The sequence below is a fragment of the Streptomyces sp. NPDC033221 genome (assembly GCF_055577005.1).
Map to the genome: position 1 here is coordinate 1 of NZ_JBVIQN010000006.1, position 25121 is coordinate 25121.

Sequence of the window (25121 nt, forward strand, 5' to 3'; positions counted from 1 at the left end):
CCGCACCCACCCCACACGACAACGTCGGCCGTCAAGACCACAACCAGGTCTCGAAGGCCGACGTCACGCGAGGCCCCGAATAAACCAACAGCGTCGGATCTCCGTACCGGGGCCCTCCTCCTGCGGCCTTACTTGCCGCCGAACTCCTCTAGCCCCTTCAGAGCCTGGTCCAGCAGCGCCTGCCGGCCCTCCAGCTCACGCCCGAGCTTGTCCGCCTTGGCGTCGTTGCCCGCCGCGCGCGCCGCGTCGATCTGCTTCTGCAGCTTGTCGACGGCGTCCTGGAGCTGCCCGGTCAGACCCGCCGCGCGCGCCCGCGCCTCCGGGTTCGTACGGCGCCACTCGGTTTCCTCGGACTCCTGGAGGGCGCGCTCGACCGCGTGCATCCGGCCCTCGATCTTCGGGCGGGCGTCCCGCGGCACGTGCCCGATGGCCTCCCACCGCTCGTTGATCGAACGGAACGCGGCCCGCGCCGCCTTCAGGTCCGAGACCGGAAGCAGCTTCTCGGCCTCGACGACCAGCTCCTCCTTGCGCGTCAGGTTCTCCCGCTGCTCGGCGTCGCGCTCCGCGAACACCTCGCTGCGCGCCTGGAAGAAGATGTCCTGGGCGCCGCGGAAGCGGTTCCACAGATCGTCCTCGTGCTCACGCTGAGCGCGGCCCGCGGCCTTCCAGTCCGCCATCAGCTCGCGGTAACGGGCCGCGGTGGGCCCCCAGTCCGTCGAGCCGGACAGCGACTCGGCCTCGGAGACCAGCCGCTCCTTGACCTTGCGGGCCTCCTCGCGCTGGGCGTCCAGCGACGCGAAGTGCGCCTTGCGCCGCTTGGAGAACGCCGAGCGGGCGTGCGAGAAGCGGTGCCACAGCTCGTCGTCCGCCTTGCGGTCCAGCCGCGGCAGCCCCTTCCAGGTGTCCACCAGGGCACGCAGCCGCTCACCGGCCGACCGCCACTGCTCGCTGGCCGCCAGTTCCTCGGCCTCGGCGACCAGCTTCTCCTTGGCCTGCCGGGCCTCGTCGCTCTGCCGCGCCTTCTGTGCCTTGCGCTCCTCGCGGCGCGCCTCCACGTCGGTGACGAGCTGGTCCAGCCGCTTGCGCAGCGCTTCCAGGTCGCCCACCGCGTGATGCTCGTCCACCTGCTGCCGCAGATGGTCGATCGCGGCCGTCGCGTCCTTGGCCGACAGGTCGGTGGTCCTGACCCGCCGTTCGAGGAGGCCGATCTCGACGACCAGGCCCTCATACTTGCGCTCGAAGTAGGCGAGGGCCTCTTCGGGAGTTCCCGCCTGCCACGATCCGACGACCTGCTCGCCGTCGGCGGTACGCACGTACACGGTCCCCGTCTCGTCGACGCGGCCCCATGGGTCGCTGCTCACAGCGCCTCCTCCACATGATGCCGACGAGAGCGCGTCGCCCCCCGGCATCGTCCACAGTTTCTGTCCGGCGGGGCAGCGCCCCGGCCGGTCCGACGGGTGTCTTGCGGGTGCGGGTGGCAGCCGTCGGAGCAGGCACCCTACACAACGCCAATCTAGGCGACCGGCGGGCCGGCTGTCCGCATCCAGCGCGACCGAAATTTCGCGGTTCGCCCGCCACGGAGGCGCCTCCGGCGTGCCGGGGGCGCACCCGGGTCAGGATTTCGTGACCGTCGCCCGGTTGATCACCACCGTCGCGTTGGGGGCGGTGTTGCCGGTCGCCGGGTCGGGCGTCGACCCCGCCGCCGCGATCTTCTTCAGAACGTCCATGCCCTCGGTGATCGTTCCGAAGGGCGTGTAGTTCGGCGGCAGCTTGCTGTCCTGGTAGACGAGGAAGAACTGGCTGCCGCCGCTGTCACGGGTCTTGTCGCTCTTGCCGTCGTAGCGGTTGGCCATCGCGACCGTGCCCGCCGGGTAGATGTCGCCCTTGAGCTTCGGGTCCTTCAGGTTCTCGTCCGGGATGGTGTAGCCGGGGGTGCCCGAGCCGGTGCCGGTCGGGTCGCCGCACTGGAGGACGTAGATGCCCTGGTCGACCAGCCGGTGACACTTGCTGTGGTCGAGGAACTTCTTACCCGCCAGGAAACTGAAGGAGTTGACGGTGTGCGGCGCCTTCGCGGCATCCAGCTTGAGGCCGATGTCGCCGCAGGTCGTCTGGAGCTTCATGGCGTACGACGCCGAGGTGTCCACGGACATCGCCGGTTCCTTCTCCCAGCGGTCCTTGGACGGCGCGCCCGGTGCCGGCTTGCCGCACGGGTCGGCGGCCTTGCTCGGGGACGGCGCCGCCGAGTCCGTCGTGCCGCCGTCGCCGCCGCTCGCCAGCCCGACCGAGGCGTACGCGGCCGCGCCCGCGGCCAGGGCGACCGCCACGGCCGCCGCGACGATCACGTTGCGGCGCTTGTGCTTGCGCCGGGCCGCGGCACGCCGCTGCTGCTGGCGCTCGAACTTCTCGCGGGCGAGCTGCCGCCGCCGCTGATCGCTGCTGACCACCGGTCGTCTCCTTGGGGTGTGCTGAGGTCTTCCGTGGGCCGTACCGTATACGGGTTCGCCCGGGCGGGAGTCCCGCCGGTAGGCTCTTCAGCAGCCGAAATCTTCCGGATCACCGCCGGTGATCCGTCCGCCGCCGTCGAATGCCGAGGACGAACGTGCTCATTGCCGGGTTCCCCGCCGGGGCCTGGGGGACCAACTGTTACCTGGTCGCCCCGGCCGCTGGTGAGGAGTGCGTGATCATCGACCCGGGCCACCAGGCCGCACCGGGCGTCGAGGAAGCACTGAAGAAGCATCGGCTCAAGCCCGTCGCCGTCGTCCTCACCCACGGCCATATCGACCATGTCGCCTCGGTCGTCCCGGTGTGCGGCGCGCACGACGTGCCCGCCTGGATCCACCCCGAGGACCGCTACATGATGAGCGACCCGGAGAAGGCCCTCGGCCGCTCCATCGGTCAGCAGCTCATGGGCGAGCTGACCGTGGGGGAGCCGGACGACGTCAGGGAGCTGGGCGACGGCGCGCGGCTGGAACTGGCCGGGATGGAGTTCTCCGTCGCGCACGCCCCGGGCCATACCAAGGGGTCGGTGACCTTCCGGATGCCCGAGCAGACCGACATCCCGCCGGTCTTCTTCTCGGGCGACCTGCTGTTCGCCGGCTCCATCGGACGCACCGACCTGCCGGGCGGCGACCACGCCGAGATACTGCGGTCACTGGAGCGGGTGTGCCTGCCCCTCCAGGACGAGACCGTCGTACTGTCCGGCCACGGCCCCCAGACCACCATCGGCCGCGAGCGCGCCACCAACCCGTTCCTGCGGGAAGTGGCCGCCGGCCTCGGAGACGGCGCACCCGAGCGCCCGGCTCCGCGACGAGGAATGTGACGAGAACTTCCGTGAGCACCTTCAAGGCCCCCAAGGGCACCTACGACCTGATTCCGCCGCAGTCCGCGACCTTCCTGGCGGTGCGCGAGGCCATCTCCGGGCCGCTCAAGCGGTCGGGGTACGGCTATGTCGAGACGCCCGGCTTCGAGAACGTCGAGCTGTTCGCGCGTGGTGTCGGTGAGTCCACCGACATCGTGACCAAGGAGATGTACGCCTTCGAGACGAAGGGCGGCGACCAGCTCGCGCTGCGCCCCGAGGGCACCGCCTCCGTGCTGCGTGCCGCCCTGGAGGCCAACCTCCACAAGGCGGGCAACCTCCCCGTCAAGCTCTGGTACTCCGGCTCGTACTACCGCTACGAGCGCCCGCAGAAGGGCCGCTACCGCCACTTCTCCCAGGTCGGTGCCGAGGCCATCGGTGCCGAGGACCCGGCGCTGGACGCCGAGCTGATCATCCTGGCCAACGACGCCTACCGGTCGCTGGGCCTGAAGAACTTCCGCATCCTGCTCAACTCGCTCGGCGACAAGGAGTGCCGTCCCGTCTACCGGGCGGCCCTCCAGGAGTTCCTGTACGGGCTCGACCTGGACGAGGACACCCGCCGCCGCGCCGGGATCAACCCGCTGCGGGTGCTCGACGACAAGCGTCCCGACGTGCAGAAGCAGCTGGTGGGCGCGCCGCTGCTGCGCGACCACCTGTGCGAGGCGTGCAAGGCGTACCACGAGCAGGTACGCGAGCTGCTGACCGCGGCGGGCGTCGAGTACGAGGACGACCCGAAGCTGGTGCGCGGGCTGGACTACTACACCCGTACGACCTTCGAGTTCGTTCACGACGGCTTGGGCTCGCAGTCCGCGGTCGGCGGCGGCGGGCGCTACGACGGCCTGTCCGAGATGATCGGCGGCCCCGCGCTGCCCTCGGTGGGCTGGGCGCTCGGCGTGGACCGCACGGTCCTGGCACTGGAGGCCGAAGGCGTCGAGCTGGAGCTGCCCGCGAGCACGGCCGTGTTCGCCGTGCCGCTCGGCGAGGAGGCCCGGCGGGCCCTGTTCGCCACCGTCACCGAGCTGCGCCGGGCCGGCGTCGCGACCGACTTCGCGTACGGCGGCAAGGGCCTGAAGAACGCCATGAAGTCGGCGAACCGCTCGGGCGCCCGCCTCGCGGTCGTCGCGGGTGAGCGGGATCTGGCCGAAGGCGTCGTGCAGCTCAAGGACCTGGAGAGCGGCGAGCAGACCCCGGTCGCGCTGGACTCGGTGGTCGAAGAGGTCCGCCGCAGGCTCGGCTGACCCCGGCTGCCTCTGTACGAGGCGCCCGCCGTCGTGTAGAGGCCCCCTTCCGGCCGTCCACCGCGCTGTGCGCGGGTGGCTCGGAAGGGGGTCTTTATGCGCATCGAACGGTGGTCACGTGTCCGGTTGGGGCAGAATGAGGGCCCGGCGCGCGCCAGTTGGAACGCGCCGTCCGCTCACTCCCCAAGGCACCGACGGAACGGCGATATGACGACGACAGCGCTTGACGACGTGTCCACCGGCGACGATCACCCGGGCCGCCGCGGCGGCCCGACCGGCTCGGGACGGGGGCTGGCCTGGCTGCTGGTGATCACCAGCGCCCTGGGCCTCCTCGCGTCCTGGGTGATCACCATGGACAAGATCGAGCTGCTGAAGGACCCCAACTTCAAGCCGGCCTGCAGCCTGAACCCGATCATCTCCTGCGGCAACGTGATGCAGAGCGAGCAGGCCGAGGTCTTCGGCTTCCCCAACCCGGTCGCCGGCCTGATCGCGTTCGGCGTGGTCATCGCGATCGGCGTCGGACTGCTCGCGGGCGCCCGCTACCGCGCCTGGTACTGGATCGGCCTGAACATCGGCACGCTCGCGGGCGCCGTCTTCTGCATGTGGCTGATGTCGCAGTCGCTGTACGTCATCAACTCGCTGTGCCTGTGGTGCACGCTGACCTGGTGCGTCACCATCCTGATGTTCTGGTACACCACCGTGCACAACCTCAAGCACCGGATCATCCCCGCGCCGGCCGGCCTGCGGAAGGCCGTGCTGGAGTTCCACTGGGTCGTGCCGGTCCTCTGGTACGGCGTGATCGCGCTGCTGATCCTCACCAAGTGGTGGTCGTACTGGAGCACGCTGATCTGAACCGGTCCGCGAGTCCTTCCACCACGCCGTCGGGCGGCCGGGGGACCGGCTCCCCGGCGGCGTTGTCAGTGCGGTGAATTAGGCTCTGGAGCGTGGAGCCCGACCTGTTCACCGCCGCTGCCGAAGACCGCCAGGAGAAAGACCCCACGGGGTCGCCCCTCGCCGTACGGATGCGTCCGCGCACCCTCGACGAGGTGGTCGGCCAGCAGCATCTGCTCAAGCCCGGCTCGCCGCTGCGGCGCCTGGTCGGCGAGGGCGACGGCGGACCCGCCGGCCCGTCCTCCGTCTTCCTGTGGGGGCCGCCCGGCATCGGCAAGACCACCCTCGCGTACGTGGTCAGCCAGGCCACCAACAAGCGCTTCGTGGAACTCTCCGCGATCACGGCCGGGGTCAAGGAGGTGCGGGCCGTCATCGACGGCGCACGCCGCGCCTCCGGTGGCTACGGCAAGGAGACCGTCCTCTTCCTCGACGAGATCCACCGCTTCAGCAAGGCCCAGCAGGACTCCCTGCTGCCCGCCGTCGAGAACCGCTGGGTCACGCTGATCGCCGCGACGACCGAGAACCCGTACTTCTCGGTGATCTCCCCGCTGCTCTCCCGCTCCCTCCTGCTGACCCTCGAACCGCTCACCGACGACGACCTGCGCGGCCTGCTCAAGCGCGCGCTGACGGACGCGCGGGGACTGGCGGGCGCGGTCACGCTGCCCGAAGACACCGAAGCGCACCTGCTGCGCATCGCGGGCGGGGACGCGCGCCGCGCGCTCACGGCCCTGGAGGCGGGGGCCGGGTCGGCCATCTCCAAGGGCGAGAAGCAGATCACCCTCCAGACACTGGAGGAGTCCGTCGACCGGGCCGCGGTGAAGTACGACCGGGCCGGCGACCAGCACTACGACGTAGCCAGCGCCCTGATCAAATCCATCCGGGGCTCCGACGTGGACGCGGCGCTGCACTACCTCGCGCGGATGATCGAGGCGGGCGAGGACCCCCGGTTCATCGCCCGGCGGCTGATGATCTCGGCGAGTGAGGACATCGGGCTCGCCGACCCGTCCGCCCTGCAGACCGCGGTGGCCGCGGCCCAGGCCGTCGCGCTGATCGGCTTCCCGGAGGCCCGGATCACGCTCAGCCAGGCCACGATCGCGCTGGCGCTGGCCCCGAAGTCCAACGCGGCCTATCTGGCCATCGACGCGGCCCTCGCGGACGTACGGGCCGGTCTGGCGGGCCCCGTGCCGTCGCATCTGCGCGACAGCCACTACAAGGGCGCCGAGAAGCTGGGCCACGGCAAGGGCTACCAGTACCCCCACGACCTGCCCGGCGGGATCGCGGCACAGCAGTACGCGCCGGACGAGGTGCACGGGAAGCGGTATTACGAGCCGACGCGGTATGGCGCCGAGGCGCGGTATGCGGATGTGACGGAGCGCGTGCGGGGCCGCTTGCGCGGCGAGGAACCGTAGACGCGAGTGCGTGGACGGGGGCGGTCGCGCGCCGGGTGCGGGTCACTCGTGGCTGAGGGCCGTCCTCAATCGCCGGACGGGCTGGATTTTGCGAGGCGGGTGGCCAGGTGCGGGCCCTTGTGTCCCACGGTCGTCCTCAACCGCCGGACGGGCTGGATTTTGCTGAGGCCGGTCGTCAGGCGCGGGCCCTTGTGTCCTTCGGCCGTCCTCAACCGTGGGACGGGCTGATTTTTTGCTGACCCGGCCGCCGTCCGGAAGGTGACTGTCGCGCCGGGCCGGGGAGCGCCGAGCATGGCGGTGCCTGCGTGTTCGCCCCAGCTCCGGCAGGAAGGATCCCGCCATGACGATCAGCTCGAATCCGGATGCGGACAGCCTGGCCGCGATCGAAGCGCGGATCGACCGGCGACGGGACCGGTACGCGCTGCCCGAAGGGCATATCGCGGAGGCGGACTCGCCCTGGCTTCCCTTCGTCCCGCAGGTGATGATCAAGCATCTGACGTTCGACGTCCGCGGCAGCTCGGCCGCGAACGTCCTGTGGGTGCAGGCCGGCGGAGCGCTGGGCCGCCACCGGCATCGCGGCCCGGTCTCGGGCTATGTGCTCGACGGCAGCTGGCGGTACCTGGAGTACGACTGGGTCGGCCGGCCGGGCGACTTCGTCCGGGAGAGCCCGGGCCGTACCCACACCCTGGTCTCCGACGCGGGCATGAAGACCGTCTTCTGGCTGAACGGGCCGGTGGAGTTCCTCGACGAGCAGGACCGGGTGACCGAGGTGATCGACGTCTTCTGGTTCATCGACCATTACGAGCGCGGCTGCGAGGAGCAGGGCATCCCCGTCAACCGGGCGCTCTATCTGTGATCCACCGCCCGGTCGCCGGACGGGCCGGCTGGTCGCCCGTCCGGCGAGAGGCGGCTCTCGGTCTCATCCCGACGCGGCCGCGTCGAAGAGGGTGTGCATGGCGCGGCGGAGTTCGGAGACGTCGCGGACCGGTTCGGGGAAGTCGAAGCGGGCGTCGAAGGAGCGGTGTGCGGCGTCGGTGAACCGCACCCGCAGGCCGAAGCGGTCCAGGGCCACCGGTACGGCGCGGTCGCGGAAGTCGCACGCGCGCTGCGAGCGGTCGCCGAGCAGCGTGCACAGGCCGCGGACCTGGTCACTGTGGGCCGAGTGGAGATGCTGGAGCAGCTCCGCCTCGTGGGCCGCCAGCGGGTCGGGTTCGGCCCTGGCGAACTCTTCCGGTTCGATGGCCTGCGCGCCCCACAGGTCGTCCACGGCGGCCTCGCCGACCTCCATGCGCAGCATCATCCACGCGGGCCGGCCGAACATGCCCGGCGGCGGGTCCGGCTGCAGGGCCTCGCCGATGCCGAGCAGTTCGCCGACCGGGTGCCGCTCGGCGAGCAGCATGGCCGCGCGGGCGCGCTCCTCGTTGCGTACGGGGGTGAGCCAGCCCGCGACCCAGGCCCGGCCGCGGATGCGATGGGGCACCGAGACGGGTGCCACATCGGTGATCTCCATCACGGCGGTCAGGTCGTCGTCCTGGGCGTGTGCGGCGGCCCTGGCGGCCGCGGAGTCCCCGGGGACCAGTAGCAGTACGTCGCCGGCAGGGGTGACCGTACGGCATACTGGTGCGCTGAGTCCGGCGTCGTCGGGGTCCTCGATTCCGGGGATGCTCAGCGAGGCCATACCATTGGACTCGACGAGGGTGCGTACGCGCTCGGCGGCGGCTGGCTGCTGGGCGTCTTCCACGGGACGCGGCTGACCCGTCCTGGTGCTCTGACCAGCACCGGGCAGGGGGATCCCAGGTCGAAACATGCGTTCTCCTCGAAGTAAGGTAAGCCTAACCTAACCTACACGGAGGTCCGTTCCACGTGAACCAGTCGCGTCCCAAGGTCAAGAAGTCGCGCGCTCTCGGCATCGCCCTGACGCCGAAGGCCGTCAAGTACTTCGAGGCCCGTCCCTACCCGCCCGGCGAGCACGGCCGTGGCCGCAAGCAGAACAGTGACTACAAGGTCCGTCTGCTCGAGAAGCAGCGTCTGCGTGCGCAGTACGACATCAGCGAGCGCCAGATGGCGCGTGCCTACGACCGCGCTCGGAAGGTCGAAGGCAAGACGGGCGAAGCCCTGATCATCGAGCTTGAGCGCCGTCTGGACGCGCTCGTCCTGCGTTCGGGCATCGCCCGGACGATCTACCAGGCCCGCCAGATGGTCGTTCACGGCCACATCTCGGTGAACGACCGCAAGGTCGACAAGCCGTCCTTCCGCGTCCGTCCCGACGACGTCGTGATGGTCCGCGAGCGCAGCCGCGAGAAGCACCCCTTCCAGGTCGCGCGCGAGGGTGGCTACGCCCCCGACGGCGAGACCCCCCGCTACCTGCAGGTCAACCTGAAGGCCCTGGCGTTCCGCCTGGACCGTGACCCGCAGCGCAAGGAGATCCCGGTGATCTGCGACGAGCAGCTCGTCGTCGAGTACTACGCCCGCTGATCCAGGCGTAATCACCGCACGGCCGCGCGCCCCGCGCGCGCAGCCGGACGCGTGCTCAACCCGTCGTCTCCCCGCCCCTCGTGGTGCGGGAGGCGGCGGGTTCGTCCGTTTCCGGACAGGGTTCCGGCGCGGTGGCACGCGGGCCCGGTACGGTCCCGTCCGGCCGGGCGTCGCCGTCCCCGCCCACCTCGTCGCTGATGCTGCCGCCATCGCTGTCGCTGTCGAGGATGCGGGCGACCGTCGCGTCCAGGTCCAGCCGGGTGCCGGCTCCCACACAGCGCTCGTAGCGCTCCGCCCCGAGCAGCTTCCGCGCCTGCTCCTCGCACAGCCGGTGCGGCTGGTTGTAGTAGCGGGAGCCGAACAGCGGCAGCCCCACCGAAGGCCAGATCCGCCCGGCGGCCCCCTGGAGCAGCGCCGCCTCCGCCGCGTCCCCCTCGCCGAGCGTCACCAGCGCCAGCAGTTCGATGGCCAGCACCGCACCCAGCAGATCGTGGAAGGCGTGGTCGATGGCGAGGCACTCCTCCAGCAGCGCGCGCGCCCGCGCCGCTTCGCCGCGGCTCCAGGCCGCGTAGGCCAGCACGAACAGCGCGTACGCCAGAGTCCACCGCTCTCCGTGGTCGTCGCAGACCTGCCGTACGTCCTCGCACAGCCCTACCGCCTGCGCGAGGTCGCCTTGGAAGGCCACCGCCATCGCCAGCTCGACCTGGCCCATCAGTACGTTGCTGTTGAGTTCGCCGATCTCGCGGTAGCGGCCGAGCGCGTCGCGCAGCAGCCGCTCGGCGCGCGGCATGTCGTCCCGGACCAGCGCCAGGCAGCCGGTGCGGTGCACGGCGTATGCGGCCGCGGTGGCGTTGCCCGCGCGCTCCGCCTCTTCGCCGCACTCCTGGAGCGCGCTCATCGCGCCGACCGTGTCGCCCTGGAGTACCGCCACGTACCCGGCCACCCACAGCGCCTTCAGCCGGGCGTCGTCGTGTTCGCCGTCCAGCTCCAGGGAACGGCCGAGCCAGTGCCGCCCCTCCGAGAGCCGGCCGCAGCCGACCCAGTAGAACCACAGCGTGCCCGCCAGGTACTGCCCCAGGTGCGCGTCGCCCGGACTGTCGAGGCTGTACTCCAGGGCGATCCGCAGATTGGGCAGCTCGCACTCGATACGGGCGGCGACCTCGGCCTGACGCGGGCTGAACCAGTCCAGCTCGCACCAGGTGGCCAGGCCCACGTACCAGTCGCGGTGCCTGCGGCGCAGCCGCTCGACGTCGCCCAGCGCTTCCAGCCAGCCCGCCCCGTACTCCCGGACGGTGTCCAGCATCCGGTAGCGCAGGCCCGCCGGGGTCTCCTCCCGTACGGCCACGGACTGGGCCACCAGTTCCCCGAGGACGTCGAGCAGTTCGTCCGCCGACAGGTCGGGGCCGGAGCAGATGTACTCCGCGGCGTCCAGGTCGAACTGCCCGGCGAAGACCGAGAGCCGCGCCCACAGCAGCCGCTCGGCGGGCGTGCACAGTTCGTGACTCCAGCCGATCGTCGTCCGGAGCGTCTGGTGGCGTGACGGGGGAGCCCCTTGGCCGGGCTGGTCCGGAAAGGCCGGGGGAGAGGTGCGGGTGCCGCCGGTCAGCAGCCGGAAGCGGTCGTCGATCCGGTGCAGCACCTGCTCCAGCGACAGGACCCGCAGCCGCCCGGCCGCCAGTTCCAGGGCGAGCGGGATGCCGTCCAGCCGGCGGCACAACTCGGCCACGGCGGCCTCGCCGTCCGCGTCGGTGCGGAAGCCGGGGACGACGGCCGCGGCGCGGTCGTGGAAGAGGGCGGCCGCGTCCGGGACGTTCATCGGCGGCAGCGGCAGGTTCTGCTCGCCGGGCAGTCCGAGCGGCCGCCGGCCCGCTGCCAGGACGCGCAGCCCGGGCGCCCGCCGCAGCAGGTCGGCGGCGAGCGCGGCGCAGTCGTCGACCAGGTGCTCGTACCCGTCCAGGACGAGCAGCAACTCGCACCCGGCGAGATGGTCGCGCAGCGCGGCGCGCGGCGGCCGGCCCGTCTGGCCGGCGAGTCCCAGTGCTTCGGCGACGGCGTGGTCCAGCAGGTGGCCGTGGCGCAGGGCGGCCAGCTCGACCAGCCACACCCCGTCGCAGAAGCGATCCTGCAAGGTCGTGGCGGCCTGGAGGGCGAGCCGGGTCTTCCCGACCCCGCCGACACCGGTGAGCGTCACCAGCCGGGCGGACCCCAGATGACCGGCCAGCGCGGCGAGTTCGCCGTCCCGGCCGACGAAGCGGGTCAGCTCCGCGGGCAGGTTCCCGGGCACCGGGCGGCGCGCGGCGAAGGGGCGGGAAGCGGGACCGGGGCGCATCGAGCGTCGCATGGAACACGGAGCGTACTCGGAGGTGTGCGCACCGTACAATCGCCCGTCGACGGGCCCCGCGCCGCACGGGGAACGCGGTACGGGCGGGCGGCCGCGGCGCGATAGGCTCGGGCTCTGCCGTTCGAGCAGGACGGGACCAGACCAAATCAGTCGGAGAGTGGTGCCAACGTGTCCGGTGGAGAGGTGGCCGGGATCCTCGTGGCCGTCTTCTGGGCGATCCTCGTGTCCTTCCTCGCCCTCGTGCTGGTGAGGCTCGCACAGACGCTCAAGGTGACGACCAAGATGGTCGCCGAGGTGTCCGAGCAGGCCGTACCGCTCCTGGCCGATGCGTCCGCGACCGTCCGCTCCGCGCACACCCAGCTCGCCCGCGTCGACGCGATCGCCTCCGACGTCCAGGAGGTCACCGCCAACGCCTCCGCGCTCTCCTCGACCGTCTCCTCCGCCTTCGGCGGACCGCTGGTCAAGGTCGCGGCGTTCGGCTACGGCGTGCGCCGCGCGATCGGCAGGAAGGGCGCACCGCCCGAGCCGAAGCGCACCGTCGTCGGCCGTACCCTGCCCGCCGCCCGCCGCGGCGGGCGCCGCAACCGTCGCTCCAAGGACTGATCGCCGCGATGTTCCGCCGCGCATTCTGGTTCACCACCGGCGCCGCCGCCGGGGTCTGGGCCACCACCAAGGTCAACCGCAAGCTGCGCAAGCTGCAGCCCGACAGCCTCGCGGCGCAGGCCGCCGGCAAGGCCGTCGAGACCGGACACCGGCTCCGCCAATTCGCATTGGACGTCCGGACGGGAATGGCGGACCGTGAAGGACAGCTGCACGAAGCACTGGGCCTGACGGACCAGGGCGACGCCCGCGAGCTGCCGCCGGCGCGCTCCCGCGCCGCACTCGAAACGACGCAGTACCAGATCACGCAGCACCGAACGAGAACACCCGGCCCGACCGGACCGACCGGAAATGAGGACCACTGATGGAGTCGGCTGAAATCCGCCGCCGCTGGCTGCGCTTCTTCGAGGAGCGCGGGCACACCGTCGTGCCGTCGGCGTCGCTCATCGCGGACGACCCGACGCTGCTGCTGGTCCCCGCGGGCATGGTGCCCTTCAAGCCGTACTTCCTCGGCGAGGTCAAGCCGCCCTTCGACCGTGCCACCAGCGTCCAGAAGTGCGTGCGCACGCCGGACATCGAAGAGGTCGGCAAGACCACCCGGCACGGCACCTTCTTCCAGATGTGCGGCAACTTCTCCTTCGGCGACTACTTCAAGGAAGGTGCCATCAAGTACTCCTGGGAGCTGCTGACCAGCTCCCAGGCGGACGGTGGCTACGGCCTGGACCCGGAGAAGCTCTGGGTCACGGTCTACCTGGACGACGACGAGGCCGAGCGCATCTGGCACGAGGTCGTCGGCGTGCCCAAGGAGCGCATCCAGCGTCTGGGCAAGTCGGAGAACTACTGGTCCATGGGCGTGCCGGGCCCGTGCGGCCCGTGCTCCGAGATCAACTACGACCGCGGTCCGGAGTTCGGCGTCGAGGGCGGCCCGGCCGTCAACGACGAGCGGTACGTGGAGATCTGGAACCTGGTCTTCATGCAGTACGAGCGCGGCGCCGGCACCTCGAAGGAGGACTTCGAGATCCTCGGCGACCTGCCGAGCCAGAACATCGACACCGGCCTCGGCCTGGAACGCCTGGCGATGATTCTCCAGGGCGTCCACAACATGTACGAGACCGACACCCTGCGTGTCGTCATCGACAAGGCCGGCGAGCTGACCGGCGTGCGCTACGGCGCCGGCGAGGACAGCGACGTGTCGCTGCGCGTGGTCGCCGACCACATGCGCACCTCCACCATGCTCATCGGCGATGGCGTCACCCCCGGCAACGAGGGCCGCGGCTACGTACTGCGCCGCATCATGCGCCGCGCCATCCGCAACATGCGGCTGCTCGGCGCCACCGGACCGGTCGTCCACGACCTGCTGGACGTCGTCATCAAGACGATGGGACAGCAGTACCCGGAGCTGCTGGAGGACCGCAAGCGCATCGAGACGGTCGCCCTCGCCGAGGAGGCCGCCTTCCTCAAGACGCTCAAGGCCGGCACCAACATCCTGGACACCGCCGTCACCGAGACCAAGGCCGCCGGCGGCACGGTCCTCGCCGGCGACAAGGCGTTCCTGCTCCACGACACCTGGGGCTTCCCGATCGACCTCACCCTCGAAATGGCCGCCGAACAGGGCCTTTCGGTGGACGAGAACGGCTTCCGCCGCCTGATGAAGGAGCAGCGGGAGCGCGCCAAGGCCGACGCCCAGGCCAAGAAGCACGGCCACGCCGACCTGTCCGCCTACCGCGAGGTCGCCGACCGGGCCGGCGCCACGGCCTTCACCGGCTACGAGACCACCGAGGGCGAGTCCACCGTCGTGGGCCTGCTGGCCAACGGTGTGGCCGCGCCCGCCGCCCACGAGGGCGACGAGGTCGAGGTCGTCCTGGACCGCACCCCGTTCTACGCCGAGGGCGGCGGCCAGCTCGCCGACACCGGCCGCATCAAGCTGGAGTCGGGCGCCGTCGTCGAGGTCCGCGACGTCCAGCGGCCGGTCCCCGGCGTCGTGGTCCACAAGGGCGTCGTCCAGGTCGGCGAGGTCGTGGTCGGCTCGGCCGCGTACGCCGTCATCGACGTCAAGCGGCGCCGGGCCATCGCCCGCGCCCACAGCGCCACCCACCTCACCCACCAGGCGCTGCGCGACGCGCTCGGCCCGACCGCCGCCCAGGCCGGTTCGGAGAACTCCCCGGGCCGTTTCCGCTTCGACTTCGGCTCGCCGGCCGCCGTGCCCGGCACGGTCCTGACCGACGTCGAGCAGCGGATCAACGAGGTGCTCTCCCGCGAGCTGGACGTCCAGGCCGAGGTGATGAGCATGGAGGACGCCAAGAAGCAGGGCGCCATCGCCGAGTTCGGCGAGAAGTACGGCGACCGGGTGCGCGTGGTGACCATCGGCGACTTCTCCAAGGAGCTGTGCGGCGGCACCCATGTGGCCAACACCGCCCAGCTGGGCCTGGTCAAGCTGCTCGGCGAGTCCTCCATCGGCTCCGGCGTGCGCCGCGTGGAGGCCCTGGTCGGCGTGGACGCGTACCACTTCCTGGCCCGTGAGCACACCGTCGTCTCGCAGCTGACCGAGCTGGTCAAGGGCCGTCCCGAGGAGCTGCCCGAGAAGGTCTCCGGGATGCTGGCCAAGCTGCGGGAGGCCGAGAAGGAGATCGAGCGCTACCGCGCCGAGAAGGTCCTCCAGGCCGCCGCCGGGCTGGCGCAGGGCGCCAAGGACGTACGGGGCGTCGCGCTGGCCGCCGCCCAGGTCGCCGAGGGCACCTCCGCCGACGACCTGCGCAAGCTGGTGCTGGACGTGCGCGGCCGCATCCCGGGCGACCGCCCGGCCGTGGTCGCCCTGTTCACGGTGGCCAACGGCCGCCCGCTGACCGTCATCGCCACCAACGAGGCCGCCCGGGAGCGCGGCATCAAGGCCGGTGACCTGGTCCGTACCGCCGCCAAGACGCTCGGTGGCGGTGGCGGCGGCAAGCCGGACGTCGCCCAGGGCGGCGGCCAGAACGCCGCCGCGGTGCCCGAGGCCATCGAGGCCGTCGAGCGCCTCGTGGCCGAGGCGGCCTGAGCGCGTGAGTGGGATGCGGCGCGGCAGGCGCCTCGCCATCGATGTGGGGGACGCGCGGATCGGGGTCGCCTCGTGCGACCCCGACGGGGTCCTCGCGACCCCCGTGGAGACGGTGCCCGGCCGGGACGTCCCGGCCGCGCACCGGCGGCTCAGGGCGATCGTCGAGGAGTACGAGCCCATCGAGGTCGTCGTCGGCCTGCCCCGCTCCCTGAACGGGGGAGAGGGGCCGGCCGCGGCCAAGGTGCGGGCCTTCGCGCAGGAAATGGCGCGCGGGATCGCTCCGGTGGCGGTACGTCTCGTAGATGAGCGCATGACAACCGTCACAGCGACGCAGGGGTTGCGGGCCTCCGGGGTCCGCAGCAAGAAGGGCCGTTCGGTGGTGGATCAGGCCGCTGCCGTGGTGATTCTGCAGAGCGCACTGGAGACCGAACGGGTGTCCGGTAACCCACCCGGAGAGAGCGTCGAAGTGGTCATCTGATCGCGGTACGGTAACGTTCCGCGCGACGTCGCGGCGGATCGAACAACCGCACGTGCAGAAAGAGGCGGTCGGTACCGCAGGCGCTGCCACCCAGGAGCGCACCGCCTCGCGGCTCTAGGGGATCGATGACTGAGTATGGCCGGGGCTACGGCTCCGAACCGTGGCATCCCGACGACCCTCTCTACGGAGACCAGGGTCGTTACGGGGGTCAGCCGCAACAACCTCAGCAAGGTCCCTACGGGGAGCAGTACGGCGGCCCGCAGCAGCAGGCCGCCTACGGAGGCCAGCAGCACGGTGGCCGCCAGCCGGACGGCCGGCAGTCGTCCTACGGGCAGCAGCCGCAGGGCGGGCAGTGGGACGAGCTGTCCGGCCCCTACCCTCCGGCCCAGCAGCAGTACGGCGGCGGATGGGACGCCTCCCAGGGCGGCGCACCGTACGACCCGTACGGACAGCACCCGCCGGTCGACCCGTACAGCGGGCAGAGCCCCGACTATTACGGGACGCAGGACGCCTACCCGCCGCCGCAGCCGCAGCACCTCCGGCAGCAGCAGGCCGGACAGCCCGGGCCCCACGGCCAGACCGGACCTCCCGGGCAGCCCGGCCCGCACGGGCAGCAAGGGCCGCATGGGCAGCAGGGCCACGGCGACCAGGGTGACCAGGTCGCGCAGACCGCTCAGTTCGAAGCGGTGCGCCCGGAGCAGCTGCGCCAGCCGCCGCACCCGTCACCGCCCGGCGACGACTTCCGGGCCGGGCCCGGGTCCGAGCAGGACGAGCAGGTACGCGACCCGGCGCACTCCTTCTTCCAGGACGACCGCGACGACCGGGACGGCGACGACGACGCCGACACCGACCCGCGCGAGGAACGCCGCGCCGGCCGCGAGCGCCGCGGCCGCAAGGGCAAACAGCGCAGCCGGATGGCCTGCCTGATCGTCGCCGCTGTCTTCGTCGTCGGCGGCGGCGGTGTCGCCTACTTCGGCTACGACTTCTGGAAGAGCCACTTCGGCCCGGCCCCCGACTTCGAGGGCGACGGGGCGGGGGACGTGCAGGTCCAGATCCCGTCGGGCACCTCCGTCATGGAGATGGGCCTGATCCTCAAGCGCGAGGGCGTCGTCAAGAGCGCCGACGCCTTCACCGAGGCGGCGAGCGACAAACAGCTCCAGGCCGGCGCGTACACGATGCGCAAGCAGATGTCGGCGGCGGCCGCGGTGAAGCTCATGCTCGACCCCAAGAGCCGCAACGGCCTCACCGTCCGCGAGGGACTGCGCAACGGCGCCGTCTACGAGCTGATCGACAAGAAGCTCCGCCTCAAGTCCGGCACCACCAAGGACGTCGCCACCGCGCAGGCCAAGAACCTCGGGCTGCCCTCGTGGGCGAACGGCAACCCGAAGATCAAGGATCCGCTGGAAGGGTTCCTCTACCCCTCCACGTACAGCGTCAGCGGCAAGGCGAAGCCGGAGGACGTCCTCAAGGAGATGGTGGCGCGGGCCAACCGGGAGTACGCCAAGTACGACCTGGAGGCGAACGCCAGGAAGCTCAACCTCAAGTCGCCGCTGGACCTGATCACGGTCGCCAGCCTCACCCAGGCCGAGGGCATCACCCACGACGACTTCCGGAAGATGGCCGCGGTCGTCTACAACCGGCTGGCGCCGAGCAACACGGTCACGAACCAGAAGCTCGAATTCGACTCGACGTACAACTATCTGAAGAACCAGAGCAAGATCGATATCGGTACGCGCGAGATCCGCAACTACGACGACCCGTACAACACGTACTTCTACAAGGGCCTGCCGCCCGGCCCGATCGGCAACCCGGGCGAGGACGCGCTGAAGGCGTCGATCGACCCGGACGACAGCGCCAAGTGGCTGTTCTTCATCTCGATCGACGGCAAGAAGACGGACTTCACGACCAACCTCAAGGACCACGAGAAGCTGGTCGCAGAGTTCAACAAACGCAAGCGCCAGTCGTAGATCCTGCTACCGGCCGCCGCCGCGGTCCCGCCTCGGCGGCCGGTACCGGGGGCGCCTCGGCCGCCGTGCACGGTTCGTCTATCGTGTCGCGGGTCCGAGCTGAGGAGCAGCATGTCCAGTGAAGTCCAGGGCCGTCACCGCGCGGCGGTCCTCGGGTCGCCGATCGCCCATTCCCTCTCCCCGGTCCTGCACCGGGCCGCCTACGCCGAACTGGGCCTGACCGGCTGGGAGTACGGCCGGCACGAGGTCGACGAGGCCGCTCTGCCCGATTTCATGGCGGGGCTGGACGGCGGCTGGGCGGGGCTCTCCCTGACCATGCCGCTCAAGCGCGCGGTGATTCCGCTGCTGGACGGGATCAGCGACACCGCCGCCTCCGTGGAGGCCGTGAACACTGTCGTCTTCACCGAGGACGGGCGGCGCGTGGGCGACAACACCGACATCCCGGGCATGCTGGCCGCCCTGCGTGAGCGCGGGGTGCAGCAGGTCGAACAGGCCGCGATCCTGGGCGCCGGCGCCACCGCCTCCTCCGCCCTCGCGGCCCTGTCCCGCATCTGCGTGGGCGAGGTGACCGCCTACGTACGCAGCGCCGCGCGGGCCGAGGAGATGCGCGGCTGGGGCGAGCGGCTGGGCGTGGCCGTCCGTACCGCCGACTGGTCGCAGGCGGCCGAGGCCTTCGAGGCGCCGCTCGTCATCGCCACCACCCCGGCCGGGACCACCGACGCGCTGGCCGCCGACGTGCCCGAACAGCCCGGCGCCCTCTTCGACGTCCTGTACGAGCCGTGGCCGACCACCCTGGCCACCGCGTGGGGCGCGCGCGGCGGGGCGGTCGTGGGCGGCCTGGACCTCCTCGTCCACCAGGCCGTACTGCAGGTGGAGCAGATGACGGGACGCTCGCCGGCGCCGCTGGAGTCGATGCGCGCGGCGGGCGAGGCGGCGCTCGCCGGGCGGTGACCCGCCCGGCCCGTCCGGCCGGTGGTCCGGTTCCTGGACGGGCAGCGGGCCGCCCGCGCGGACGTGGGAGGATCAGGGGAAGACTGTTCGCGCAGTAGCAGGACATGAGGAGCATCGTTGAGCAGGTTGCGCTGGCTGACGGCGGGGGAGTCGCACGGCCCCGCACTGGTGGCGACGCTGGAGGGCCTTCCGGCCGGCGTCCCGATCACCACGGACATGGTGGCGGACGCCCTGGCCCGTCGCCGGCTCGGCTATGGCCGCGGTGCCCGCATGAAGTTCGAGCGGGACGAGGTCACCTTCCTCGGCGGTGTCCGGCACGGCCGCACCCTGGGCTCGCCCGTCGCGGTCATGGTCGGCAACACCGAGTGGCCCAAGTGGGAGAAGGTCATGGCGGCCGACCCGGTCGACGAGGCGGAGCTGGCCGAGCTGGCCCGTAACGCCCCGCTGACCCGGCCCCGCCCCGGCCACGCCGACCTGGCCGGCATGCAGAAGTACGGTTTCGACGAGGCCCGCCCGATCCTGGAGCGCGCCTCCGCCCGTGAGACCGCCGCCCGGGTCGCGCTCGGCACGGTCGCCCGTTCCTTCCTGAAGGAGACGGCCGGCATCGAGATCGTCTCGCACGTGGTCGAGCTGGCCGCCGCGAAGGCCCCCTACGGCGTGGTCCCCAAGCCCTCGGACGTGGAGCGGCTGGACGCCGACCCGGTGCGCTGCCTGGATGCGGAGGCGAGCGCGGCGATGGTCGCCGAGATCGACCAGGCCCACAAGGACGGCGACACCCTCGGCGGCGTTGTCGAGGTGCTGGCGTACGGCGTGCCCGTGGGCCTGGGCTCGCACGTGCACTGGGACCGGCGCCTGGACGCGCGCCTGGCCGGTGCCCTGATGGGCATCCAGGCCATCAAGGGTGTCGAGGTCGGCGACGGCTTCGACCTGGCCCGGGTGCCCGGCTCCAAGGCGCACGACGAGATCGTTTCGACAGACGAGGGCATCCGCCGCACCACGGGCCGCTCCGGCGGCACGGAGGGCGGTCTGTCCACCGGGGAGCTGCTGCGGGTGCGGGCGGCGATGAAGCCCATCGCGACCGTGCCGCGTGCGCTGGCCACCGTCGATGTGGCCACCGGTGAGGCGACGCAGGCGCACCACCAGCGCTCGGATGTGTGTGCGGTCCCCGCGGCCGGCATCGTCGCCGAGGCGATGGTCGCGCTGGTGCTGGCGGACGCGGTGGCGGAGAAGTTCGGCGGCGACAGTGTGCCGGAGACCCGCCGCAACGTGCGCTCCTTCCTCGACGGCCTGGCGATCAGGTGACGCCGCCGCTGGTCGTGCTGGTGGGCCCCCCGGGCGCGGGGAAGTCCACCGTCGGGGCCCTGCTGGCCGAGCGGCTGGGCGCCGGCTACCGCGACACCGACGCGGACATCGAGGCGGACGCGGGCAAGCCCATCCCGGAGATCTTCATCGACCAGGGCGAGCCGCACTTCCGCGAGCTGGAGCGGCGCGCCGTGCGGGCCGCGGTCGAGAGCCACCCCGGAGTGCTCTCGCTGGGCGGCGGCGCGATCATGGACGAGGGCACCCGCGCCCTGCTGACCGGCCTGCCGGTCGTCTTCCTGGACGTCCAACTGGCCGACGCCGTACGGCGGGTGGGACTGGACGCACCGCGCCCGCTGCTCGCCGTGAACCCCCGCCAGCGCTGGCGCGAGCTGATGGAGGCGCGCCGCCCGCTGTACACGGAGGTCGCGCGCGCCGTGGTCAGCACGGACGGCCGGACGCCCGACGAGGTCGCCGCGGCCGTCCTGGACGCATTGCAGCTACCCATATCACCGGAGGCCGGGGCACCGGCGGCGGACGCCGCGGCCCACGGCACGCCCGGGAGGAAGGAACACCCGTGACACAGCAGGCCACCCGTATCCAGGTCGGCGGTACCGCGGGCACCGACCCGTACGAGGTCCTGGTCGGCCGGCAGCTGCTGGGCGAGCTGGCGGGCCTGATCGGCCCAAGCGCCCGGCGTGTCGCCGTGCTGCATCCGGAGGCGCTGGCCGCCACCGGCGAGGCGCTGCGCGAGGACCTGGCGGGCCAGGGCTATGAGGCCATCGCCGTCCAGCTGCCCAACGCCGAGGAGGCCAAGACCGCCGAGGTCGCCGCGTACTGCTGGAAGGCGCTGGGCCAGACCGGCTTCACCCGCACCGATGTGATCGTGGGCGTCGGCGGCGGCGCCACCACCGATGTGGCGGGTTTCGTCGCGGCGACGTGGCTGCGCGGGGTGCGCTGGATCGCGGTACCCACCACCGTGCTGGGCATGGTGGACGCGGCGGTCGGCGGCAAGACCGGCATCAACACCGCCGAGGGCAAGAACCTGGTGGGCGCCTTCCACCCGCCGGCCGGTGTGCTGTGCGACCTGGCCGCGCTGGACTCCCTGCCGGTGCACGACTACGTCTCCGGGCTCGCCGAGGTCATCAAGGCGGGCTTCATCGCCGACCCGGCGATCCTGGAGCTGATCGAGTCCGACCCCGAGGGCGCCAAGCGCCCCGACGGGCCGCACACCGCCGAGCTGATCGAGCGCGCCATCCGGGTCAAGGCCGAGGTGGTCTCCGCCGACCTCAAGGAGTCCGGGCTGCGCGAGGTCCTCAACTACGGGCACACCCTGGCGCACGCCATCGAGAAGAACGAGCGCTACAACTGGCGGCACGGCGCCGCGGTCTCCGTCGGCATGGTCTTCGCCGCCGAGCTGGGCCGCATCGCCGGCCGGCTGGACGACGCCACCGCCGACCGGCACCGCGCCGTGCTGGGCGCGGTCGGCCTGCCGCTGACCTACCGCGGCGACCAGTGGCCCAAGCTGCTGGAGACGATGAAGGTCGACAAGAAGACCCGCGGCGACCGGCTGCGCTTCATCGTCCTGGACGGCCTGGCCAAGCCCACCGTCCTGGAGGGCCCCGACCCGGCGATGCTGCTCGCCGCGCACGCGGAGATCGCCGCGTGAGGCGCGTCCTGGTCCTCAACGGGCCCAACCTCGGCCGCCTCGGCTCCCGCGAGCCCGACGTGTACGGCGCCACCTCCTACGCCGGACTGGTGGAGCGGTGCACCGCGCTCGGCAAGGAACTGGGCTTCGAGGCGGAGGTCCGGGAGACCAACGACGAGGGCGAGATGGTCCGCTGGCTGCACGAGGCGGCGGACGGTTCGGTTCCGGTCGTCATCAACCCCGGAGCGTTCACGCACTACTCGTACGCGATGCGGGACGCCGCCGCCCAGCGCACGGCGCCGCTCGTCGAGGTGCACATCTCCAACCCGTACGCCCGCGAGGAGTTCCGCCACACCTCGGTCATCGCGGCCGTGGCCAGCGGTACGATCGCCGGCTTCGGCATCGGTTCCTACGAACTCGCGCTGCGCGCGCTGGCCGCCGAACTCACCGGCTGAGCGCGGCCCTCCGCACCACACCGCGCCATCCCCCGGCCGTCGCCGCACCGGCGGCCGGGGGACACCGGCCGCCCCTGACCGGGGGACGACTGCGGCTGCCTTCTGCGGGTACCGTTCGCCGGACAACCACCTCGGCCCACCCGGGCCGGACGCCCGGCGCACCGGACGAGCGAGCACCGTACGGACGGACATCCCGCCCGTATCGCGAGCACTCCGCAAGCACACGCGGGCGGGCCACGAGATTCGACCGCACGAGACGGAGAGCCACCGGATGCAGCACGCAGGGGGGACTCCGCTGCCACCGCCTCACGGACCGGTGCCGGGCCACGGGGCCGCGATGGCTCCGCACGCCAGCCCCGGTCACCCCATACCGCCGCACCAGCGGCAGGCCGCGCCGCCCGCGCCCGGCTGGCCCGCCGCTCCGCCACCCGCGGCACCGCCGCACGGCGCGCCGACGGCCCCGCCGCCCGCCGAGGCCACCGGGCACATCCAGCTCCCGCCCGGCGCCCCCGTGGCGCTGCCCAGCCCGCCCGCCGGCACCTCCGCGCAGGACGCCGCGCACGCCGCCGTGGCCGTACTGCTCATCGGCCCGGCCGGCGCCGGCAAGACCAGCGTCGCCCGGCACTGGGCCGACAGCCGCCGGGTGCCCACGGCGCACATCAGCCTCGACGACGTCCGCGAATGGGTACGCTCCGGCTTCGCCGACCCCCAGACGGGCTGGAACGACCACTCCGAGGCGCAGTACCGCCTGGCCCGCCGCACCTGCGGCTTCGCGGCCCGCAACTTCCTCGCCAACGGCATCTCCTGCATCCTCGACGACGCGGTCTTCCCGGACCGCCCGGTCATCGGCCTCGGTGGCTGGAAGCGGCACGTGGGCCCCGGGCTGCTGCCGATCGTGCTGCTGCCGGGCCTGGAGATCGTCCTGGAGCGCAACGCCCGCCGTACGGGCAACCGCCGTCTCTCCGACGAGGAGGTCGCCCGCATCCACGGCCGGATGGCGGGCTGGTACGGCTCCGGCCTGCCCATCATCGACAACTCCGCGCACGACGTGCCCACCACGGCCCGCCTCCTGGACGACGTGGTCGCCCGCAGCATCCAGAGCCCGCCCAGCTGGTAGCGGCGGAAGACGAGACAGATCGCGGCCTCCTATGGCGACCGGGGCGCGGGCCCCCGCCGGGCGGTCCCCCGGCCGGACCCGCCCGACCGGCCGGGCCGGACCGGGGCCCGTACGCTCGGTGCATGTCCGAGCTGTACTCGGCCCGGCGTACGCGGCTGCGTGACCGCTGCGCCGCCGCCGGAAGCGCCGCGGCGCTGATCTCGCGTCCCGCCAATGTCCGCTACCTCACCGGCTGCGCGCCGCCCGGCGCCGCCCTGCTGCTCGGTCCCGCCGACGACCTCCTGCTGACCGGGGGGCCGCTGAGCGGCGACCCCGCCGAGGGACGGCCCGCGGAGGAGCTGCGGGTCTCCGAGCTGCCCGCCCGGGGCGGCGACCCGGTCGTGGCCGCAGCGGACCAGGCCGCGCGGGCCGGGGCCGCCTCGCTCGCCGTCGAGGAACACCACCTCACGGTCGCCCGGCACCGCGCGCTGACCCAGGTGGCCCCCCGGCTGCGGCTCGCCGACCTCGCCCGCGCCGTCGAGGCGCAGCGGGTCGTCAAGGACGACGAGGAGATCTCCTGTCTGCGGATCGCCGCCGAGATCACCGACCAGGCCCTCGGAGAGCTGCTGGAATCGATTCTGGTGGGCCGTACGGAACGGCACCTCGCCCTCGAACTGGAACGCCGCCTGGTGGACCACGGCGCGGACGGCCCCGCCTTCCCCACCTCGGTCGCCTCGGGTCCCCATTCGGGACGGCCCGGACATCTGCCCACCGACCGGCGGGTCGAGGAAGGTGACTTCCTGTCCGTCAACCTGGGCGCGAACTACCGGGGTTACCGTTGCGAGATCGGCCGTACGTTCGTCATCGGCACCACGCCGGCGGACTGGCAGATCGAGCTGTACGACCTCGTTTTCGCAGCCCAGCGGGCCGGACGGGAGACGCTGGCGCCGGGGGTGGAGTGCCGCGAAGTGGACCGCGCGGCGCGTCAGGTCCTGGTCGGCGCGGGCCACGGCGAGCGGCTGGGGCCGGGTACCGGACACGGTGTGGGACTCGAAATCGACGAGGACCCTCGGCTGTCACCTGCGGCCATGGGTAAACTGGACGCTTGCGTGCCGGTCACCGTCGATCCGGGGGTTCACATCCCGGGCCGCGGCGGCGTCCGCATCGACGACACACTCGTCGTCCGCCCCGAGGCGGACGGCGGGCCCGAGCTACTCACGATCACGACCAAGGAGCTGCTCGCGCTCTGAGCCGAACCGGTTCGCCGCGCGGGTGCCCGGGGTCCCACCACCCGCAGTCCAGGAGATTCCGCAACCGTGGCTTCCACGAACGACCTCAAGAACGGCCTGGTGCTCAAGCTCGAAGGCGGCCAGCTCTGGTCCGTCGTCGAGTTCCAGCACGTCAAGCCCGGCAAGGGCCCGGCCTTCGTCCGCACCAAGCTCAAGAACGTGCTGTCCGGCAAGGTGGTGGACAAGACCTTCAACGCCGGTGTGAAGGTCGAGACGGCTACTGTCGACAAGCGCGGGATGCAGTTCTCGTACATGGACGGCGATTACTTCGTCTTCATGGACATGGACACCTACGACCAGCTGCACATCGACCGCAAGACCGTCGGTGAGGCCGCCAACTACCTGCTCGAAGGCTTCGAGGCCGTCGTCGCCCAGAACGAGGGCAACGTGCTCTACGTCGAGCTGCCGGCCGCCGTCGAGCTGGTCATCAAGGAGACCGAGCCGGGCGTCCAGGGCGACCGTTCCACCGGTGGCACCAAGCCCGCCACGCTGGAGACGGGCTACCAGATCCAGGTGCCGCTCTTCATCACGACCGGTGAGAAGATCAAGGTCGACACCCGCTCCGGCGAGTACCTCGGCCGGGTGAACAGCTAAC

The 25121-nt window shown here is 71.9% G+C and carries 23 protein-coding genes; 19 read left to right on the plus strand and 4 right to left on the minus strand.

Features of this window, described 5'->3' with window-relative positions:
- Positions 1-128: 128 nt before the first annotated feature.
- On the minus strand, positions 129-1361 hold the full coding sequence (locus tag ACZ53K_RS09515) for a DUF349 domain-containing protein (protein WP_468833408.1): 1233 nt from the start codon (positions 1359-1361) through the stop codon (positions 129-131).
- Between the two features lie 252 nt (positions 1362-1613).
- Positions 1614-2444 carry a peptidylprolyl isomerase gene (locus tag ACZ53K_RS09520; RefSeq protein ID WP_468833411.1) on the minus strand — a complete coding sequence of 277 codons (831 nt, stop codon included), beginning with the start codon at positions 2442-2444 and terminating at the stop codon, positions 1614-1616.
- 155 nt (positions 2445-2599) lie between these two features.
- On the opposite strand from ACZ53K_RS09520, the gene ACZ53K_RS09525 reads away from it, so the two are divergent.
- The 5 genes from ACZ53K_RS09525 (at position 2600) to ACZ53K_RS09545 (ending at position 7749) form a co-directional block, all read left to right on the plus strand.
- The gene (locus ACZ53K_RS09525) at positions 2600-3319 is read left to right on the plus strand and encodes an MBL fold metallo-hydrolase (RefSeq protein ID WP_468833413.1); all 720 of its coding nucleotides are present in this window, start codon (positions 2600-2602) and stop codon (positions 3317-3319) included.
- Positions 3320-3330: 11 nt separating this feature from the next.
- Positions 3331-4593, plus strand: a complete 1263-nt coding sequence (gene hisS / locus ACZ53K_RS09530; RefSeq protein WP_468833414.1) for a histidine--tRNA ligase — start codon at positions 3331-3333, stop codon at positions 4591-4593.
- Between the two features lie 207 nt (positions 4594-4800).
- Positions 4801-5445 carry a vitamin K epoxide reductase family protein gene (locus ACZ53K_RS09535; RefSeq protein ID WP_468833416.1) on the plus strand — a complete coding sequence of 215 codons (645 nt, stop codon included), beginning with the start codon at positions 4801-4803 and terminating at the stop codon, positions 5443-5445.
- 92 nt (positions 5446-5537) lie between these two features.
- Positions 5538-6893, plus strand: a complete 1356-nt coding sequence (locus ACZ53K_RS09540) for a replication-associated recombination protein A (protein WP_468833418.1) — start codon at positions 5538-5540, stop codon at positions 6891-6893.
- Between the two features lie 340 nt (positions 6894-7233).
- Positions 7234-7749, plus strand: a complete 516-nt coding sequence (locus ACZ53K_RS09545; RefSeq protein WP_468833420.1) for a 2,4'-dihydroxyacetophenone dioxygenase family protein — start codon at positions 7234-7236, stop codon at positions 7747-7749.
- Positions 7750-7812: 63 nt separating this feature from the next.
- Here the strand turns inward: ACZ53K_RS09545 and ACZ53K_RS09550 are convergent, their stop codons facing one another.
- Positions 7813-8571 (minus strand): DUF2470 domain-containing protein, encoded by a 759-nt coding sequence (locus tag ACZ53K_RS09550; protein WP_468833986.1) that lies wholly within the window; start codon positions 8569-8571, stop codon positions 7813-7815.
- Positions 8572-8756: 185 nt separating this feature from the next.
- On the opposite strand from ACZ53K_RS09550, the gene rpsD reads away from it, so the two are divergent.
- Entirely contained in the window at positions 8757-9368 is a 612-nt protein-coding gene (rpsD, locus tag ACZ53K_RS09555; RefSeq protein ID WP_030023487.1) for a 30S ribosomal protein S4, read from the plus strand.
- A 55-nt stretch (positions 9369-9423) separates the two neighbouring features.
- Here rpsD and ACZ53K_RS09560 read toward each other — a convergent pair whose 3' ends face one another.
- The gene (locus ACZ53K_RS09560; protein ID WP_468833422.1) at positions 9424-11709 is read right to left on the minus strand and encodes an ATP-binding protein; all 2286 of its coding nucleotides are present in this window, start codon (positions 11707-11709) and stop codon (positions 9424-9426) included.
- 168 nt (positions 11710-11877) lie between these two features.
- Here ACZ53K_RS09560 and ACZ53K_RS09565 point away from each other — a divergent pair, with 168 nt between their 5' ends.
- The 13 genes from ACZ53K_RS09565 to efp all read left to right on the plus strand — a co-directional run bounded on the left by ACZ53K_RS09565 (position 11878) and on the right by efp (position 25120).
- Positions 11878-12312 (plus strand): DUF948 domain-containing protein, encoded by a 435-nt coding sequence (locus ACZ53K_RS09565; RefSeq protein ID WP_468833425.1) that lies wholly within the window; start codon positions 11878-11880, stop codon positions 12310-12312.
- Between the two features lie 8 nt (positions 12313-12320).
- Positions 12321-12674, plus strand: a complete 354-nt coding sequence (locus ACZ53K_RS09570; RefSeq protein ID WP_468833427.1) for a DUF6167 family protein — start codon at positions 12321-12323, stop codon at positions 12672-12674.
- Entirely contained in the window at positions 12674-15343 is a 2670-nt protein-coding gene (alaS, locus tag ACZ53K_RS09575) for an alanine--tRNA ligase (RefSeq protein ID WP_468833428.1), read from the plus strand. The genes ACZ53K_RS09570 and alaS overlap by 1 nt, the downstream gene beginning before the upstream one ends.
- A 13-nt stretch (positions 15344-15356) precedes the next feature.
- Positions 15357-15821, plus strand: a complete 465-nt coding sequence (ruvX, locus tag ACZ53K_RS09580) for a Holliday junction resolvase RuvX (protein ID WP_468833989.1) — start codon at positions 15357-15359, stop codon at positions 15819-15821.
- 125 nt (positions 15822-15946) lie between these two features.
- A complete protein-coding gene (gene mltG, locus ACZ53K_RS09585) occupies positions 15947-17788 on the plus strand; it encodes an endolytic transglycosylase MltG (RefSeq protein WP_468833430.1) in 1842 nt (613 codons plus the stop codon).
- Positions 17789-17899: 111 nt separating this feature from the next.
- Positions 17900-18739, plus strand: coding sequence for a shikimate dehydrogenase (locus ACZ53K_RS09590; protein WP_468833433.1), 840 nt, complete (start codon positions 17900-17902; stop codon positions 18737-18739).
- Between the two features lie 117 nt (positions 18740-18856).
- A complete protein-coding gene (aroC, locus tag ACZ53K_RS09595) occupies positions 18857-20041 on the plus strand; it encodes a chorismate synthase (protein WP_468833434.1) in 1185 nt (394 codons plus the stop codon).
- Positions 20038-20619 (plus strand): shikimate kinase, encoded by a 582-nt coding sequence (locus ACZ53K_RS09600; protein ID WP_468833435.1) that lies wholly within the window; start codon positions 20038-20040, stop codon positions 20617-20619. Before aroC ends, ACZ53K_RS09600 begins: the two co-directional genes overlap by 4 nt.
- Entirely contained in the window at positions 20616-21707 is a 1092-nt protein-coding gene (aroB, locus tag ACZ53K_RS09605; RefSeq protein ID WP_468833438.1) for a 3-dehydroquinate synthase, read from the plus strand. Before ACZ53K_RS09600 ends, aroB begins: the two co-directional genes overlap by 4 nt.
- Positions 21704-22141: a type II 3-dehydroquinate dehydratase gene (aroQ, locus tag ACZ53K_RS09610; RefSeq protein WP_468833440.1), complete on the plus strand. Its 438-nt coding sequence runs from the start codon at positions 21704-21706 to the stop codon at positions 22139-22141. The genes aroB and aroQ overlap by 4 nt, the downstream gene beginning before the upstream one ends.
- Positions 22142-22412: 271 nt before the next feature.
- Positions 22413-23258: an AAA family ATPase gene (locus tag ACZ53K_RS09615; protein WP_468833443.1), complete on the plus strand. Its 846-nt coding sequence runs from the start codon at positions 22413-22415 to the stop codon at positions 23256-23258.
- A 122-nt stretch (positions 23259-23380) separates the two neighbouring features.
- A complete protein-coding gene (locus ACZ53K_RS09620; RefSeq protein WP_468833445.1) occupies positions 23381-24487 on the plus strand; it encodes a M24 family metallopeptidase in 1107 nt (368 codons plus the stop codon).
- Between the two features lie 66 nt (positions 24488-24553).
- Positions 24554-25120, plus strand: coding sequence for an elongation factor P (efp, locus tag ACZ53K_RS09625; protein ID WP_468833448.1), 567 nt, complete (start codon positions 24554-24556; stop codon positions 25118-25120).
- Position 25121 lies beyond the last annotated feature (1 nt).